This is a genomic window from Chryseobacterium antibioticum, from assembly GCF_012927325.1.
In the GTDB taxonomy this organism is placed as follows: Bacteria; Bacteroidota; Bacteroidia; order Flavobacteriales; family Weeksellaceae; genus Chryseobacterium; species Chryseobacterium antibioticum.
This window is the reverse complement of the sequence record NZ_JABBGI010000017.1, coordinates 19,436-34,025: the sequence shown is the minus strand read 5'-3', so window position 1 is coordinate 34,025 and position 14,590 is coordinate 19,436. Positions and strand designations below refer to the sequence as shown.

General features: G+C 37.8%; 12 protein-coding genes. 4 read left to right on the top strand and 8 right to left on the bottom strand.

What is annotated here, in order from left to right; translation table 11 throughout:
* Positions 1–55: 55 nt before the first annotated feature.
* On the top strand, positions 56–1,336 hold the full coding sequence (locus HHL23_RS13970) for a dicarboxylate/amino acid:cation symporter (protein WP_169235406.1): 1,281 nt from the start codon (positions 56–58) through the stop codon (positions 1,334–1,336).
* A gap of 91 nt (positions 1,337–1,427) precedes the next feature.
* Here the strand turns inward: HHL23_RS13970 and HHL23_RS13965 are convergent, their stop codons facing one another.
* The 7 genes from HHL23_RS13965 to gyrB form a co-directional block, all read right to left on the bottom strand.
* On the bottom strand, positions 1,428–2,279 hold the full coding sequence (locus HHL23_RS13965; RefSeq protein ID WP_169235478.1) for a diacylglycerol/lipid kinase family protein: 852 nt from the start codon (positions 2,277–2,279) through the stop codon (positions 1,428–1,430).
* A gap of 43 nt (positions 2,280–2,322) precedes the next feature.
* Positions 2,323–3,150 carry an RsiV family protein gene (locus HHL23_RS13960; protein ID WP_169235405.1) on the bottom strand — a complete coding sequence of 276 codons (828 nt, stop codon included), beginning with the start codon at positions 3,148–3,150 and terminating at the stop codon, positions 2,323–2,325.
* Positions 3,151–3,238: 88 nt separating this feature from the next.
* A complete protein-coding gene (locus HHL23_RS22535; RefSeq protein ID WP_228464766.1) occupies positions 3,239–4,300 on the bottom strand; it encodes a transglutaminase-like domain-containing protein in 1,062 nt (353 codons plus the stop codon).
* Positions 4,301–4,307: 7 nt separating this feature from the next.
* Complete coding sequence (locus HHL23_RS22530; RefSeq protein ID WP_228464764.1) at positions 4,308–5,144, bottom strand: hypothetical protein; 837 nt, start codon at positions 5,142–5,144, stop codon at positions 4,308–4,310.
* Positions 5,145–5,152: 8 nt separating this feature from the next.
* Positions 5,153–7,045 (bottom strand): DUF3857 domain-containing protein, encoded by a 1,893-nt coding sequence (locus HHL23_RS13950; protein ID WP_169235404.1) that lies wholly within the window; start codon positions 7,043–7,045, stop codon positions 5,153–5,155.
* Between the two features lie 268 nt (positions 7,046–7,313).
* Positions 7,314–7,736 (bottom strand): DUF5684 domain-containing protein, encoded by a 423-nt coding sequence (locus HHL23_RS13945; protein WP_169235403.1) that lies wholly within the window; start codon positions 7,734–7,736, stop codon positions 7,314–7,316.
* An 84-nt stretch (positions 7,737–7,820) separates the two neighbouring features.
* Positions 7,821–9,755 carry a DNA topoisomerase (ATP-hydrolyzing) subunit B gene (gene gyrB, locus HHL23_RS13940; RefSeq protein WP_169235402.1) on the bottom strand — a complete coding sequence of 645 codons (1,935 nt, stop codon included), beginning with the start codon at positions 9,753–9,755 and terminating at the stop codon, positions 7,821–7,823.
* Between the two features lie 231 nt (positions 9,756–9,986).
* Between gyrB and HHL23_RS13935 the strand changes: the two genes are divergently transcribed.
* The 3 genes from HHL23_RS13935 to HHL23_RS13925 are packed head-to-tail and all read left to right on the top strand — an operon-like array spanning position 9,987 to position 12,851.
* Entirely contained in the window at positions 9,987–11,330 is a 1,344-nt protein-coding gene (locus HHL23_RS13935) for a cytochrome ubiquinol oxidase subunit I (RefSeq protein WP_169235477.1), read from the top strand.
* Positions 11,327–12,331 (top strand): cytochrome d ubiquinol oxidase subunit II, encoded by a 1,005-nt coding sequence (locus HHL23_RS13930; RefSeq protein WP_169235401.1) that lies wholly within the window; start codon positions 11,327–11,329, stop codon positions 12,329–12,331. Before HHL23_RS13935 ends, HHL23_RS13930 begins: the two co-directional genes overlap by 4 nt.
* Positions 12,332–12,335: 4 nt before the next feature.
* Entirely contained in the window at positions 12,336–12,851 is a 516-nt protein-coding gene (locus tag HHL23_RS13925; protein ID WP_169235400.1) for a ClbS/DfsB family four-helix bundle protein, read from the top strand.
* 36 nt (positions 12,852–12,887) lie between these two features.
* Here HHL23_RS13925 and lysS read toward each other — a convergent pair whose 3' ends face one another.
* Positions 12,888–14,582, bottom strand: coding sequence for a lysine--tRNA ligase (lysS, locus tag HHL23_RS13920; RefSeq protein ID WP_169235399.1), 1,695 nt, complete (start codon positions 14,580–14,582; stop codon positions 12,888–12,890).
* Positions 14,583–14,590: the final 8 nt, after the last annotated feature.

The following is a 14,590-nucleotide window of genomic DNA, read 5'->3' as shown; positions in this document are numbered from 1 at the left end:
TGTTTTAAGATAAAAATTCTTAATTTTCCGCTTTCAAAATCTAAAAAAGAATCCTTTGAAGGCTAAAAAATTCTATCAGCAGCTTTATTTTCAAGTTATTATTGCCATAACAGCCGGTATCCTTTTGGGAAGGTTTTATCCCGAGCTGGGCGAAAAAATGAAGCCACTCGGTGATGGATTCATCAAACTGGTGAAAATGATCATCGCTCCGGTGATTTTCATTACCCTTACCTTGGGAATCGCTCATATGACTGACCTCAAAAAAGTCGGACGTATCGCGGTAAAAGCAATGATCTATTTCTTTACGTTTTCCACTTTAGCCCTGATCATCGGATTGATCGTAGGAAATCTTTTGCAACCTGGACACGGCTTAAATATTGACCCGGCTACCCTATCCGGCGATGTTTCGCAATATCAGCAAAAGGCTCACGACTCTACCCTGACAGGCTTTATAATGAATATCATTCCAGAAACCCTTTTCAGCCCGCTCGTGGGTGAAAATATACTTCAGGTTCTTCTAGTGGCTATTCTGATGGGTGTTGCTTTGGTTTTAACGAAAGAAAAAAGTCAGAAAGTAACCGATTTTCTACAGGATCTGTCTACCCCTATTTTCAAAATTGTTCATATGCTGATGAAACTGGCCCCAATCGGAGCTTTTGGTGCCATGGCATTTACAATCGGAAAATATGGTCTTCATTCGGTGCTGAACCTGATATTTTTAGTAGGAACATTCTATATCACTTCTATCCTGTTTGTCGTACTGGTTTTGGGTGCCGTAGCCTGGTACAACGGATTCAGTATTTTCAAACTGATGTTTTATCTGAAAGAGGAACTTTTATTGGTTTTAGGAACAAGTTCTTCAGAATCGGCGCTTCCGGGAATTATGGAAAAGCTTGAAAAAGCAGGTTGCTCAAGAGCAATCGTAGGGCTTGTAGTTCCTACCGGGTATTCTTTTAACCTCGACGGAACCAATATTTATATGACACTCGCCTCTTTATTTATAGCTCAGGCGCTGAATATTCATCTTCCTCTGGATAAACAACTCATGTTGCTTTTGGTTGCGATGTTAAGTTCAAAAGGTGCTGCAGGCGTAACAGGAGCAGGATTTGTAACACTGGCAGCAACGCTAGCTGTAGTCCCTGAGATCCCAATTGCAGGAATGACTCTGATTCTGGGAATTGATAAGTTTATGAGTGAATGCAGGGCTTTGACCAATGTGATTGGAAATTCTGTAGCGACAGTAGTTGTCGCAAATTGGGAAAAGCAACTGGATAAGAACCAGTTACAATATTGTCTGGATCATCCGGCTGAGATCGAGAAGAAACTGGAGGTTTAATTTTTTGGAGGAATGATTTCAGTTTTGAGATTGCTTCGAATCTGCGCTTCTCGCAATGACAATTGAAACCTGATAGATTGCCACCTTAACCTTACACTAAAATATTCAAACTGGCAGGTAAAACTTTCACATGAACCGGCGATTCTATTTTATTAAACTCCCCATCGAGATGCCAGTTTTTGGTGGTTACTTTGAATGAAATCTCTGAAACGGGAAGATAGGTTACATATTCGTCATCCTTTAATCTTTTGGTAAACATCCTGAAAGCAAAAAGCGCTGAATAGGTCAGTGGAAATTTTTTGACCAGAACCATATCTACCAATCCGTCACTTTTACTTGCATTGGGAGCAATGTAGGCGTTATTACCAAATTGGCGAGTGTTGGCAATATTCAGCATCAGGTATCTCCCATTGTACTGCTTATATGCTTCATCTGAAAACTGAACTTTAATCGGTTTATAATTAAAGAATGTTTTTAGAGATACTTTGATATAATTTTTGAATCCACGGCTGGTTTTTTCGAATTCTTTGACCACTTTTCCGTCAAACCCGGTTCCTGAAACATTGATCGACAATCTGTCATTCACAGTAAATGTATCAATCTTCCTAAAGACTTTGGCTTTAATTTTTTCTAAAAGTTCGTCTAAATTCTTATTAAATTTAGTCTCATTGGAAAAACCGTTCCCTGATCCGGCAGGAAATATAGCCAGAATCTTATCTGTATTAATAAGGTTTCTCGCCACCGTGGAAATGGTTCCATCCCCACCAATCGCTACAAAGATATCTACCTTGTCAAAATTTGCCATGATGAAATCATCTGTCCCCGGAATAGATTCAGAGATATAATACAAAGGATTGTCAACCTTTTTTTTGAGTTCGTCAAGAAACGGCTGATAATTTTTTTTGGCCGAAAAAGGATTAATGATAAAAGCTGCTTTTTCCATTACCGCAAAAATAGAAAATGCTTCCTGATGTGGAAGCATTAATTTACTTTATTTTCATTCTTTCTTTAAATTCTGTATTCAATGTTCCTTTCAATTCTTCCCAGGAAACAGGAATAACAATGTCTCCGGCCGCAAAAGCCGCGATCTCGTAAGGACTGTAATGAAAGTACAAATTCTTCTGGTCGAAATAGAAATTGTTACTGGCCGGAATAACTTCCACCAGGAGCATTTCTGAATTTTTCACTTCCCCTTCACTGTCTGTTGTCCCGCTGCTAACTTTATTGATATTCTTCATTAACATAGCTTCAAGCTTGGCCTTTGGCATGGAAGTAATGTCCTTAAGCTCCAGTTTCTTATTGTTTTTAAGGTCAAAAACCCTTTCTGAAAATCCGTAATTGTCATGGGCACCTCCTTCATAGGCACTCTGCACATACTCGATATGCATGTAGCCATTATCATTGGAGATTAGATTCATGTGGGAACTTGTATACCAGCTCTGTGCATAAGAAATGTCTGAAATCCAGTCTTTGCTGTCGCTTTTTACGGAATTGAAATAACTACTTTTATCATTGTCGAGATACACTTCCATGCCTTTTTTAGAAAAATCCTTAATTCCCTTATGATTAAAATAAATGCTGTCCAATAGTTTTTTGTCTTTCAAAGTAGGAAAAACAAGCAGTTTGGAGGTGAAACGTACAGTCAGAGAGTCAGCTATTTTTAAAGAGTCATTTATTTTGACAGAATCCAGCACAAGTTTTTCAGGCTGCGCTGCTTCTGTTTTATCGGAAGGTCCGGTGGTATTTTCCCCTTTTTTACATGCTGAAAAGGCAAGAAAAGAAGACACTGCCAGAACGGCAATTGTATTTTTCATAATTCCATTTTTTGTTATTAATGCAAAAACCGTTCAAAAATGAATGGTTTTATAAAATTATTTCGCAATCTGAAAATCTAAGGGATTTTTATGATTTTTTAACCAGACTTATGACCTGGTTTTCACTTTTTGAAGCGGTTCCCCAAATCTGTTTGAATGCCGGATAATATTCTTTGGGATAATCCGGGCTGGCAATTTTTGTGGTAGAAATCACTTCCAGCTTGTTGCCTTTCTGTTCGGCTACATAACTGTATTCAATTTCTTTATCTTCTGTAACGATCTTTTTACTTTTAGGCATGGTCTCTATCACATAACCTTCTGGTATTTCCAAAATCACTTTTTTCACTTTAGTAAATGAAGAAATAAAGTCAATAGGATACTTTCTTTCATCGGTCTGATCAAATTCATTGGAATTTTTGTTTAAAAACAGCATAGGATTGATGATCATTTTCTTTCCTATTTTATCGATCAGATTGTCTGAGGAAAATTTCATGGTACTTTCAAAATCTCCGTTTTCAAGAATTTTAGAATTAATTCCTGTAAAGTCTATTGAGTAATTTTCTTTGTACTGTTTCTTATACTTTTCAGCATTTTCATCGTAACTCTCTTTAACAAACATGGCATACGAACCGGTGTCTTTATCAGAATATGTTCCGGAAATACTGCCGTCTTCGTTGATCTTTGCTTCCGTGGTAAGATAATTGAAACTTGTTGTGGTATTTCCCATCTCCATCAGCTGTGCTTTATCTTTAGCGATGAGAACGCCATATTGATTCCAGTCTCTTGGGGGAAGATTATTGATGGAAGACTGTTTTGAGGTGGCATCATAGAGGTTGAATCCATCTTTTATTTTAACTGCTGCAACAACAAAATTCATCCCGACTATACTGGGAGAAACTAAATTGATCAAACCATTATCTACGGTGGAAATGACAAGCGGATCTGCTTTCAATCCAGCTTCTCTAAGCATCATTATCAGAAAAAGGTTGATTTCTGCTGCATTTCCGGTCTTCGTTTCTATGAGTTTTTTGATGCCATTTTCTGTATAGATTCCACGGTCTTTATTCCATGTGAATGTATTTCTCACATAATTAAAGATAGCATCTGCTTTTTCAGCTTCTGAGCTCAGGCTTGAAATAGCTGCCGGCATATGTTCTTTAGCCAGCTTTGTTTTTTTTCAGTTCGTCGCCAAAATCTTCATCTTTATACAGTTTTTCTTTGATTTCCTCCCATGAAGAGGAATGCATTTTCAGCTGTCCAAAATTGGAAGAATGAAGTTCCGCACTTATTTTTGTACGGTAATTCCTATCATTTTTGACAAATTTTTCAGTTTTAAATCCTTTCAGATTCTCATATCCGAATCTGTAGGTTTTAAAGGGCATTCCGTACATTGTTTTTTCCTCTATCATCCGGTGTTTTGGAGACAAGGATCCTGTATAATTTACATTGTAAGCTATATAGGTAGGGGCATCGGACTCTATGATAATCTGTGGCACAGCATATAAAAAAGGGGATAAAACCTCATACTGGTATTCTATCACGGAGCCATTCTTTACATTGGGGAAAGCAAATTTCTTAATGGTTGTATATTTACTTTCTTTGCTTTTATACTTGGAGCTCTTATCCACCTTTGTGGTTGCTGCTGCTCCATTTTCAAGATTATATACAAAGGCTTTCATTTTATGTAAAACCTCTTCATCCCCTGCTGAGTTTTTATGGAGTGGAATTTCAAGATTCAACCAGTCTTCGGCTTTATCTTTATCATAGATCTTTATCCGGTAAAAAACCTCTTTTCGGAGATCTCCTGAAGAGGTATCAACACCAAAGTGTACTGATTTGTATAAAATTTCCGCAGGTGCATTTTCATCCAGCGCTGATTTTGTCTTAGCCAGATCTGCGTTATCGAATTTCGGAGGATTCAAAAATTCATGTTTCTGACCATTCACAATAATCAAAACTCCGGAGCAGAAAACTGTTAACAATATTTTTTTCATGGTTATTTTTAAATTTTAGTCAATAAGATTTTCGAATTATCACCATTTAAGGTCTTTTTTCGGAAGCTGACATAGTCGTTGTATTTTTCTTTTGGAAATATGCCTTTGTTTATTTTGATGAATCGGGTAACTTTCACAGATTCTCCGTTTTTTAAAACAGTAAGTTTGTAGGTTCCAAATTCGGAGCTAACGGTAACATTTTGGGGAACTTCTTCAATTTTATAGTTCTTGGGAATAACGAAATCAATTTCATATTCATCTTCAAAAGACTGTCCTATCTCAAAAGGAAGTTCTCTGTTCTCATCCGATTTGTAGTAATTATTGGTAAAAATAGGGACTGCTCTAAAGATTAAATTCTCCCCTGTAGCTTTAGAGTAATTGTTTGCTTTAAAATCCATATTGAATTTTACCATCGCGTTATCTTTATCATTGACAAAGTCTTTCATTTCAATTTTTTCAAAATTCAGAACATCAAATCGCTTCCTCATGGCCTCAATTCTTTCTTTTGGCGATAAATAGGTATACGATAAATTATTATCATACTGGCTTCCGGTGTAGGCAAACTGAATTTCTCCGTTGATGCTGTTGTCCTCTGCAAGATTAATTTTTAAGATCTGCTTTTCTCTGTTTTGTTCAGCAGTATATGTTGGTGTATCAATCAGCTCAATTCCTTTTTTGGTTATGGCAAGAACATTTCGGTCTGCAGTACTGTAACCCAAATGATTAAAGGCTATTTGCTGTGACGTATTTTCCAGCCAGATATTTCCTTTTTCAGTAGGCACCATAAGAATCGCGTGATTTCCCCCCATTGATGGAAATTCCGGATCAAAAGAAACCTGAGATGAGCTGGAATTGATCACACAGTAGTGCGATGGGATACCCGCCTCGTTCAACAAGGTTTTCATATAATTGGTAAGTCCTTTACAGTCTCCGTATCCTTTCTTTTGTACTTCATCAGGAAACATGGGAAGCCACCCTCCTATTCCCAATCCTACAAATATATATCTGGTTTTTGACTGCATATACTGATAAAGTTTTTTCACTTTATCCTCTGTTGAACCCTCTAATCTGAGAGCAGCCACCTCAGCCTTAATAGCAGGAGTAGATGCAGAAACAGGCTCTACGAGATTGGTATAATACCAGGTTCCAAAATCTGTCCAATTGTTCAATGTTCCCTGTTTACCTTCCAGATTAAATTTGGCCAAAGCAAAACTTACTTTAGGTAATATTTTTTCGGGCTGCGGCAACATCTGGACATCCTCAATAGCCGGAACATTTTTGTAGGAATAGGTCTTTTCAGTCCCATTGTCAGCCGTGGAAACAGAAGTATAGTTGTATTTCGACGGATAGGTTCTAGTTCTGAGATCGATCCCCGATGTATTGATTATTTTAAACTGAGCTGCTTCCAGGGATGTATTTGGAGAAGAAAAAGGCACAAAATCAGGAATAAAAATAGTATTTTCATCTGTTTTCTGGTAAGAAAAATCAATTGTATAAGGATAATAAGCTGAAGTATAGGACAATGCTAAAATCCTGCTGTCTGAATAAAATACACCTTGGGTATTGTTGGCAAAGTCTCCGAAATCAGATTTTGAAAAGCTCTTTACTTTCTTTCCGGATGCATCATAAACAGTGACTTTCACATCAGAAATATTGTCTCCTTTTTGATAGGGGATATAAATTTGGGCTTTAGAGTCACCATCTTTATTTAAAACAGTGGTTACTGTACTATACTGATACCTAATTTCATCAATTTTATTAATCTGAATCGTTGTAAAATCTTTTCTGACCACAACATCAGCATTTTTCTTTAAGTTTTCAGGGATAGCAGAAACCGGATAGTTTTGTGCGAAATATAGAGAAGCTGTTGAGAGAGCTCCGAAAATTAATATTTTCATCATGGTTATTAAAATTGACCAAAAATAATAAAATCTTAATAAATGTTAATTTTTTATTTTAATATAAATAATAATACCACAGAAAAACCTTCATTAATAAAGTCTTTTTATGTTACACTTTTAATAAATTACATCTCTAAATGAGGATGTTTTGTAATTTTTCCATAAAATTATTTTTCTGACACTACCCTGTTAAATTTTTCAATTACAGAGTATGGCATAAAAAAAGACTCCATTTCTGGAGTCTTTCAATATCTTGTATTTAAAATTATTAATCATTTGGAATTCTGTTGCTGTCATACTTATCATTACTGAAAGCCAGGACAGGAACGAAAATAAATCCAAAGAAAAACAAAAGAATGGTATAAACCGGAGTTTCTTTACCAAAAGCTTTTGCTAATCTGTCATTGACCACCCATGAAGCATATAGGTTTACGAAAGGGATCAGGAATAAGATGATCCACCAAATTGGTTTTTTAACAATATCCAGCAGCACAATGATATTGTAGACCGGAATGAAGGCCGCCCAAGCATCTTCTCTTCCCGCTTTTTGAAATATTTTATACATACAGTATCCATAAAATAAATAAATCAGCAATCCGAAAATCATAGAGCCCATTCCGAGCCCTGCCGCTGCCGCACCCGACATTGCATCAACCCCTTCATAAGGGTCTGTTTGTAAAAGAGTTAACATAGTATTATTTTTTATTGGTTTGCACCAAATATAGAAAAAGCTTCTAATACATAGAAGCTTTTTTTAATATATTTTCAATAACAATTATGCATCAATCTTAGCATATTTCGCATTTTTCTCGATAAATTCTCTTCTTGGTGGCACCTCATCTCCCATTAACATTGAGAATATACTGTCTGCCTCTACTGCATTATCAATCGTTACTTGCTTTAATATTCTGTGTTGAGGGTTAAGAGTTGTTTCCCAAAGCTGTTCAGGATTCATTTCCCCAAGACCTTTATAACGCTGAACCTCTACTCCTTTTCCATCCGGAGCCATTTCTAAAGTAAATTCTTCACGCTCTTTCTCATTATAAGCATATATTTTCTTGTTCCCTTTCTTCAATAGATACAATGGTGGCTGAGCAATGTAGATATATCCGTTCTCAATAAGTTCTTTCATAAATCTAAAGAAGAACGTAAGAATCAGGGTAGAAATGTGAGATCCGTCAATATCGGCATCGGTCATGATTACTACTTTATGATATCTCAGTTTAGCCATGTTCAAAGCCTTGCTGTCTTCTTCAGTTCCTACAGAAACTCCAAGAGCGGTATAGATATTTTTAATTTCCTCGTTGTCATAAACTTTATGAAGCATTGACTTTTCAACATTCAAAATCTTACCTCTTAACGGTAAAATAGCCTGAAAATGTCTGTCTCTACCTTGCTTAGCTGTTCCACCTGCGGAATCTCCCTCTACCAGAAATAGTTCAGATTCTGCCGGATCTTTGGATGAACAGTCAGATAATTTCCCTGGAAGTCCAGAACCACCCATTGGCGATTTTCTCTGAACCATCTCACGGGCTTTCTTCGCTGCCTGTCTTGCTTTTGCTGCTAAAACTACTTTTTGAACAATAATTTTCGCTTCATTAGGGTTTTCTTCCAGGAAGTTCGAAAGCATTTCCCCAACAATTTTATCTACAGCACCAGAAACTTCAGAGTTTCCTAGTTTTGTTTTGGTCTGTCCTTCAAACTGAGGCTCCATTACTTTTACAGAAATCACAGCCGTTAATCCTTCACGGAAATCATCACCGGTAATTTCTACTTTTTCTTTTTGTGGAATCCCTAAATCATCAGCATATTTTTTCAATGTTCTTGTTAAAGCACGTCTGAAACCTGCAAGGTGAGTTCCTCCTTCATGCGTGTTGATATTGTTTACGTAAGAGTGTAAATTCTCGCTGAATGATGTATTATAACGCATGGCAACCTCTACAGGAATATCATCTCTTTCTGCTTCCATGAAGATCACATTCTCCATGATAGATTCTCTGCTTCCGTCAATATATTCTACAAACTCTCTCAGACCACCTTCAGAATGGAAAATTTCACTTGAAAATGATCCGTCTTCATTAGGAGTTCTCTCATCAATAAGCGTTATGGTAATTCCTTTATTAAGGAAAGCCAGTTCACGTAATCTCGTTGCAAGGGTATCGTAATTGTAGACTGTTTCCTGAAAGATCGTAGCATCCGGCTGGAAGAAGACCTCTGTTCCTCTTTCATCAGTAGTTCCTATTTCAGCAACATCTGCAAGTGCCTTCCCTTCTGAATATTTTTGTTGATATAATTTACCGTTAAGGCTTACTGTTGCCACCAATAAAGTAGAAAGTGCGTTCACACACGACACCCCCACTCCGTGAAGACCTCCGGATACTTTGTAGGAATCTTTATCAAATTTTCCTCCTGCTCCAATTTTAGTCATGACAACCTCTAAAGCAGATTTTTGTTCCTTTTCGTGAAAATCTACAGGAATTCCTCTACCGTTATCTTTTACAGAGATACTCTCTCCTTCGTGGATGGTTACCAAGATGGTATCGCAATACCCTGCCAAAGCCTCATCAATAGAGTTATCTACTACTTCATAAACCAAATGATGAAGACCTCTTACTCCTACATCTCCAATGTACATTGATGGTCTTAATCGAACGTGTTCCATACCTTCTAAGGCCTGGATACTGCTAGCTGTATATTGTTTTTGACTCATATAAAATTAATAAAATTTGCCTAATGCAAAGACCTACAAATATCGTGATTTTTTTCGACTTATGAAAGTTAAAATATGTCAAAAAAGGACATAGTTTTTAAGAGAAAATAAGAAGGTCATTCCATCCAAAAACTTTTAAAGTTATTACCTATTTCCCAAACAGCAACTGTATTAAATCATATGATACATCCGTATTTTATGCTTAAATTTATTTACTCAAAAGTTGATAATATGGATGATTTTATTGCAGCCCGCGCGCAGATGGCCCTATCGCTGGGCTTTCATATCATTTTTGCCTGTGTGGGAATGGTAATGCCTTTTCTGATGGCCTTCGCCCACTGGAAATACCTCAAGACCAATAACGAAATATATAAAGGCCTAACCAAAGCCTGGAGCAAAGGTGTAGCCATCCTTTTTGCTACCGGTGCCGTTTCCGGAACGATGCTCTCCTTCGAACTTGGACTTCTCTGGCCGGGATTCATGAAACATGCAGGCCCCATCTTTGGAATGCCGTTTTCTCTTGAAGGAACAGCATTTTTTATTGAAGCTATTGCCATCGGGTTCTTTTTATATGGCTGGGAAAAATTCAACAAATGGTTCCATTGGTTCTGCGGATTTTTGGTAGGGTTAAGCGGACTGGCTTCGGGTATCCTTGTGGTGGCTGCTAATGCCTGGATGAATTCACCTACGGGTTTTGATTATATCAATGGACAGTATGTAAATATAGATCCTATCAAAGCAATGTTCAACGACGCCTGGTTTCCACAGGCTCTTCATATGACAGTGGCAGCATTCTGTGCGACAGGATTTGCCGTTGCGGGGGTTCATGCCTTTTTAATTATGAAGAAGAAAAATGTAGAATTCCATACCAAAGCGTTCAGAATTGCAGCTGGATTTGCATTAATCGGGGCATTCGGAGCCCCTTTGAGTGGTGATGTTGCCGCAAAATCTGTTGCGGAGAGACAACCTATTAAACTTGCTGCGATGGAAGCTCACTTTGAAACTGAAAAAGGAGCCCCCTTTATTATTGGAGGGATTCCTGATCAAGAAAAAGGAGAAGTAAAATATGCCATTAAAATTCCGAAAGTTTTAAGTTTTCTGGTAAGCAATGATTTCAATCATGAAGTAAAGGGATTAAATGATTTTCCAAGAGACGAATGGCCTCCGGTAGCGGTTGTTCATTATGCGTTCCAGATCATGATTTTCTTCGGGGTTGTGATGATCTGCATTGGAAGCATTTATCTGTATTCTTTCTTTTTCAAAAAGGAATGGCTGAACAAGAACTGGCTTTTAAAAACTTTTCTGATCGCGACTCCTTTCGGGTATATTGCTTTAGAAGCAGGATGGACGGTGACTGAGGTGGGAAGACAACCTTGGATTATCTACGGGATTATGAAAACGGTAGATGCTGTGACGCCAATGCCCGGAATACAGTATTCTTTCTACTTTTTCACCGCTATTTTCGTATCATTATCACTCATCATCATCTTTCTTCTGAGAAGACAGATCCAGATGGTACCGAAACTTTATGACCCTACAGACGCTCAGTTTAACGATAAAAACAAAAAATCATGATCTACGTTGTTATAGGTTTTCTATGGCTCTCTATCTGCCTGTATATCATTTTGGGCGGTGCTGATTTCGGAGCCGGAATTGTTGAGCTGTTTACCCATAAAAAAGCCCGTCATAAAACCCAGGAGATCATGTATGAATCCATTGCACCAGTGTGGGAGGCTAATCACATGTGGCTGATCATTGCGATCGTTATCCTTTTTGTAGGATTTCCTGAGATTTACACGACCATGTCTACCTATCTTCATATTCCTCTGGTTCTGATGCTTTTGGGAATTATTGCAAGAGGAACGGCTTTTACCTTCAGACACTATGATGCCGTGAAAGACAACTGGCAGGTTTTATATACCCAGATTTTCTATTATGCAAGTCTGTTGACCCCATTTTTCTTAGGATTGATTGCGGCAGCTACTGTATCCCATTCCATTAACCCTGATGCAGTCGGGTTTTTAGATTTATATATCTTCAGCTGGCTGAATTGGTTTGGTGTTTCGGTAGGTTTATTTACCGTATCATTATGTGCTTATCTGGCCTCTATCTTTTCGTTAAGAGAAACCCGTGATAAAGCTGATCTTACATTGATGATCAAAAAATCCAGACAGACTATGGTTTTTGTAGTAATCACAGGGATGCTGGTATTTTTAACAGCTTATATTTCCGATATTCCTCTGGTGATGTGGGTATTTTCAAAGCCGTTAGGGGTCATGGCGATTTCCTTTGCTACATTAGCTTTAGGGCTGATCCTTCGTGCCCTGCATCATCGAAAACTACTTCCTGTACGGGCGTTGGCAGGCTTTCAGATGGTGATGATTCTGATTGCAGCTACTTATCAGCATAATCCCGATATCATCCTGCTTGGAAACGGGCAGCATCTGTCATTATTGGAACACATGGCTCCGCCAAAAACCATTGCCGCTCTGGGTTGGGCACTGATGCTGGGTTCTTTGTTTATTCTGCCGTTTTTATTTTATCTGATGGCTTCATTCAGTAAGCAGAGAAAGTAAATCTATGGTACAATATAAAGATAAAGCCGAACTGATTGAAACCATAAAAAAGAATTACCTGCTTTACGACAGGGAGTTTGATGGTATTTCTGAAGAAGAAAAAAATCTTTTGAAACCTGGAATCGATAAAAGTCCCTCACAGAATCTATCATATCAACTAGGTTGGACCAACCTTCTTTTACAATGGGAAACAGATGAGAAAAAAGGAATAGAAGTACAGACTCCTGCACTGGGATATAAGTGGAACAATTTAGGAGGACTTTACGAATCCTTTTATCATAAGTATGGAACTTACAACCTTCATCAGCAAAGAGAAATGCTGAAGAATCAGGTGAATGAAATTATAGAATGGATTGAAAGCCTTGATCATGAAACATTATTTATTCCCGAAAAGAGAAAATGGGCTACCACACCTGCAAAATGGCCGGTCTGGAAATGGATACATATCAATACGGTTGCGCCGTTTAAGAATTTCAGGGCGCAATTGCGGAAATGGAAAAAACAAACCGGTACAGAGTGATTCTGTACCGGTTTGTTTTTATTTTATATTTTAAGCTTACGCTAACTTCATCAAAAGAACCTCATCAATTTTCTCCACTTTCACTAAATTATTTTTAGTCAAAGTTTTAGAAGCTTTATCCCATTTTTTACCTGAGAGCTGACTTTGTTGTTTCACATCATTTAAGGCAAGCTGTTCTCCTGATTTTAAAATTTCAAGAATCACTTTTTCGTCTTCACCCAATTCAATCTGAGGAACCGTTTTTTCCGGTCTCATCTGAGGGAAGAATAACACTTCCTGAATCGATGCATTGTTCGTCAGGAACATGATCAGTCTGTCCATTCCGATTCCTAATCCGGAAGTTGGAGGCATACCGTATTCCAAAGCTCTTAAGAAATCCTGGTCGATGAACATTGCTTCGTCATCCCCTCTTTCTGATAAAGCCATTTGGGATTCAAAACGTTCTCTCTGATCAATAGGGTCATTTAACTCGGAATAGGCGTTGGCAATCTCCTTTCCGCAAACCATTAATTCAAAACGCTCCGTTAATCCTTCTTTGCTTCTGTGTTTCTTTGTCAATGGTGACATTTCAATCGGGTAATCCGTGATGAATGTCGGCTGGATGAAGTTTCCTTCACACTTTTCACCGAAAATCTCATCGATTAATTTTCCTTTCCCCATCGTTTCATTTACGTCAATTCCGATAGATTTAGCAAAATCAAAAAGTTCCTGTTCAGTTTTCCCAGTGATATCGAAACCTGTATATTTTTGGATAGCTTCCGTCATGGAAACTCTTGGATAAGGCGCTTTCCAGTTGATGGTATGTTCTCCAAAAGTAGATTCTGCACTTCCATTCACCTGATTGGCACAGAATTCCAGAAGTTTTTCCGTGAAATCCATCATCCAGTTGTAATCTTTGTAAGCTACATAGATCTCCATAGCTGTAAATTCAGGATTATGCGTTCTGTCCATCCCTTCATTTCTGAAGTTTTTAGAGAACTCATAAACCCCGTCAAAACCTCCAACGATCAATCTTTTCAGATACAATTCGTTAGCGATTCTTAAATATAATGGAATATCTAAAGCATTGTGGTGCGTGATAAACGGTTTTGCTGCCGCTCCACCCGGAATCGACTGCAGGATCGGTGTTTCTACCTCAAAATACCCGGCATCGTTGAAGAAAGTTCTCATCGCATTGAACATTTTTGTTCTTTTTACGAAAATCTCTTTCACCTGCGGGTTAACCGTTAAATCTACATAACGCTGTCTGTATCTCAGTTCAGGATCATTAAATCCGTCATGTACTACTCCATTTTCGTCAGTTCTTGGTTGAGGAAGCGGACGTAAAGCTTTAGTAAGAAGCGTAAAGTTCTTCACTAAAATCGTCATCTCCCCTACCTGAGTAGTGAATAAAGTTCCTTCGATACCGATGATATCTCCGATGTCTAAAAGGTGCTTATACACCTCATTGTACAGTTCTTTATCTTCACCCGGACAGATCTCGTCTCTGTTGAAATAAACCTGGATCTTACCCTTAGAGTCCTGCAATTCAGCAAAAGAAGCCTTTCCCTGAATTCTGCGGGACATCAATCTACCAGCGATCTTCACCTGTTTATTCTCAGAAAAATCCTGTTTTATAGATTCTGTAGTATCTGTAATCGTATACTCTTCCGCAGGGAACGCATTTATTCCCATCTCAGTAAGCTTATTCAGCTTTTCTCTTCTAATGATTTCTTGTTCTGATAATTGCATTTCTTATT

Bases quoted from the DNA above. Each gene is read 5' to 3' on its own strand.
- lysS (WP_169235399.1), bottom strand. From the start codon at position 14,582: ATGCAATTATCAGAACAAGAAATCATTAGAAGAGAAAAGCTGAATAAG.
- HHL23_RS13965 (WP_169235478.1), bottom strand. From the start codon at position 2,279: ATGGAAAAAGCAGCTTTTATCATTAATCCTTTTTCGGCCAAAAAAAAT.
- HHL23_RS13935 (WP_169235477.1), top strand. From the start codon at position 9,987: ATGGATGATTTTATTGCAGCCCGCGCGCAGATGGCCCTATCGCTGGGC.
- gyrB (WP_169235402.1), bottom strand. From the start codon at position 9,755: ATGAGTCAAAAACAATATACAGCTAGCAGTATCCAGGCCTTAGAAGGT.
- HHL23_RS13960 (WP_169235405.1), bottom strand. From the start codon at position 3,150: ATGAAAAATACAATTGCCGTTCTGGCAGTGTCTTCTTTTCTTGCCTTT.
- HHL23_RS22535 (WP_228464766.1), bottom strand. From the start codon at position 4,300: ATGCCGGCAGCTATTTCAAGCCTGAGCTCAGAAGCTGAAAAAGCAGAT.
- HHL23_RS13925 (WP_169235400.1), top strand. From the start codon at position 12,336: ATGGTACAATATAAAGATAAAGCCGAACTGATTGAAACCATAAAAAAG.
- HHL23_RS22530 (WP_228464764.1), bottom strand. From the start codon at position 5,144: ATGAAAAAAATATTGTTAACAGTTTTCTGCTCCGGAGTTTTGATTATT.
- HHL23_RS13950 (WP_169235404.1), bottom strand. From the start codon at position 7,045: ATGATGAAAATATTAATTTTCGGAGCTCTCTCAACAGCTTCTCTATAT.
- HHL23_RS13930 (WP_169235401.1), top strand. From the start codon at position 11,327: ATGATCTACGTTGTTATAGGTTTTCTATGGCTCTCTATCTGCCTGTAT.
- HHL23_RS13945 (WP_169235403.1), bottom strand. From the start codon at position 7,736: ATGTTAACTCTTTTACAAACAGACCCTTATGAAGGGGTTGATGCAATG.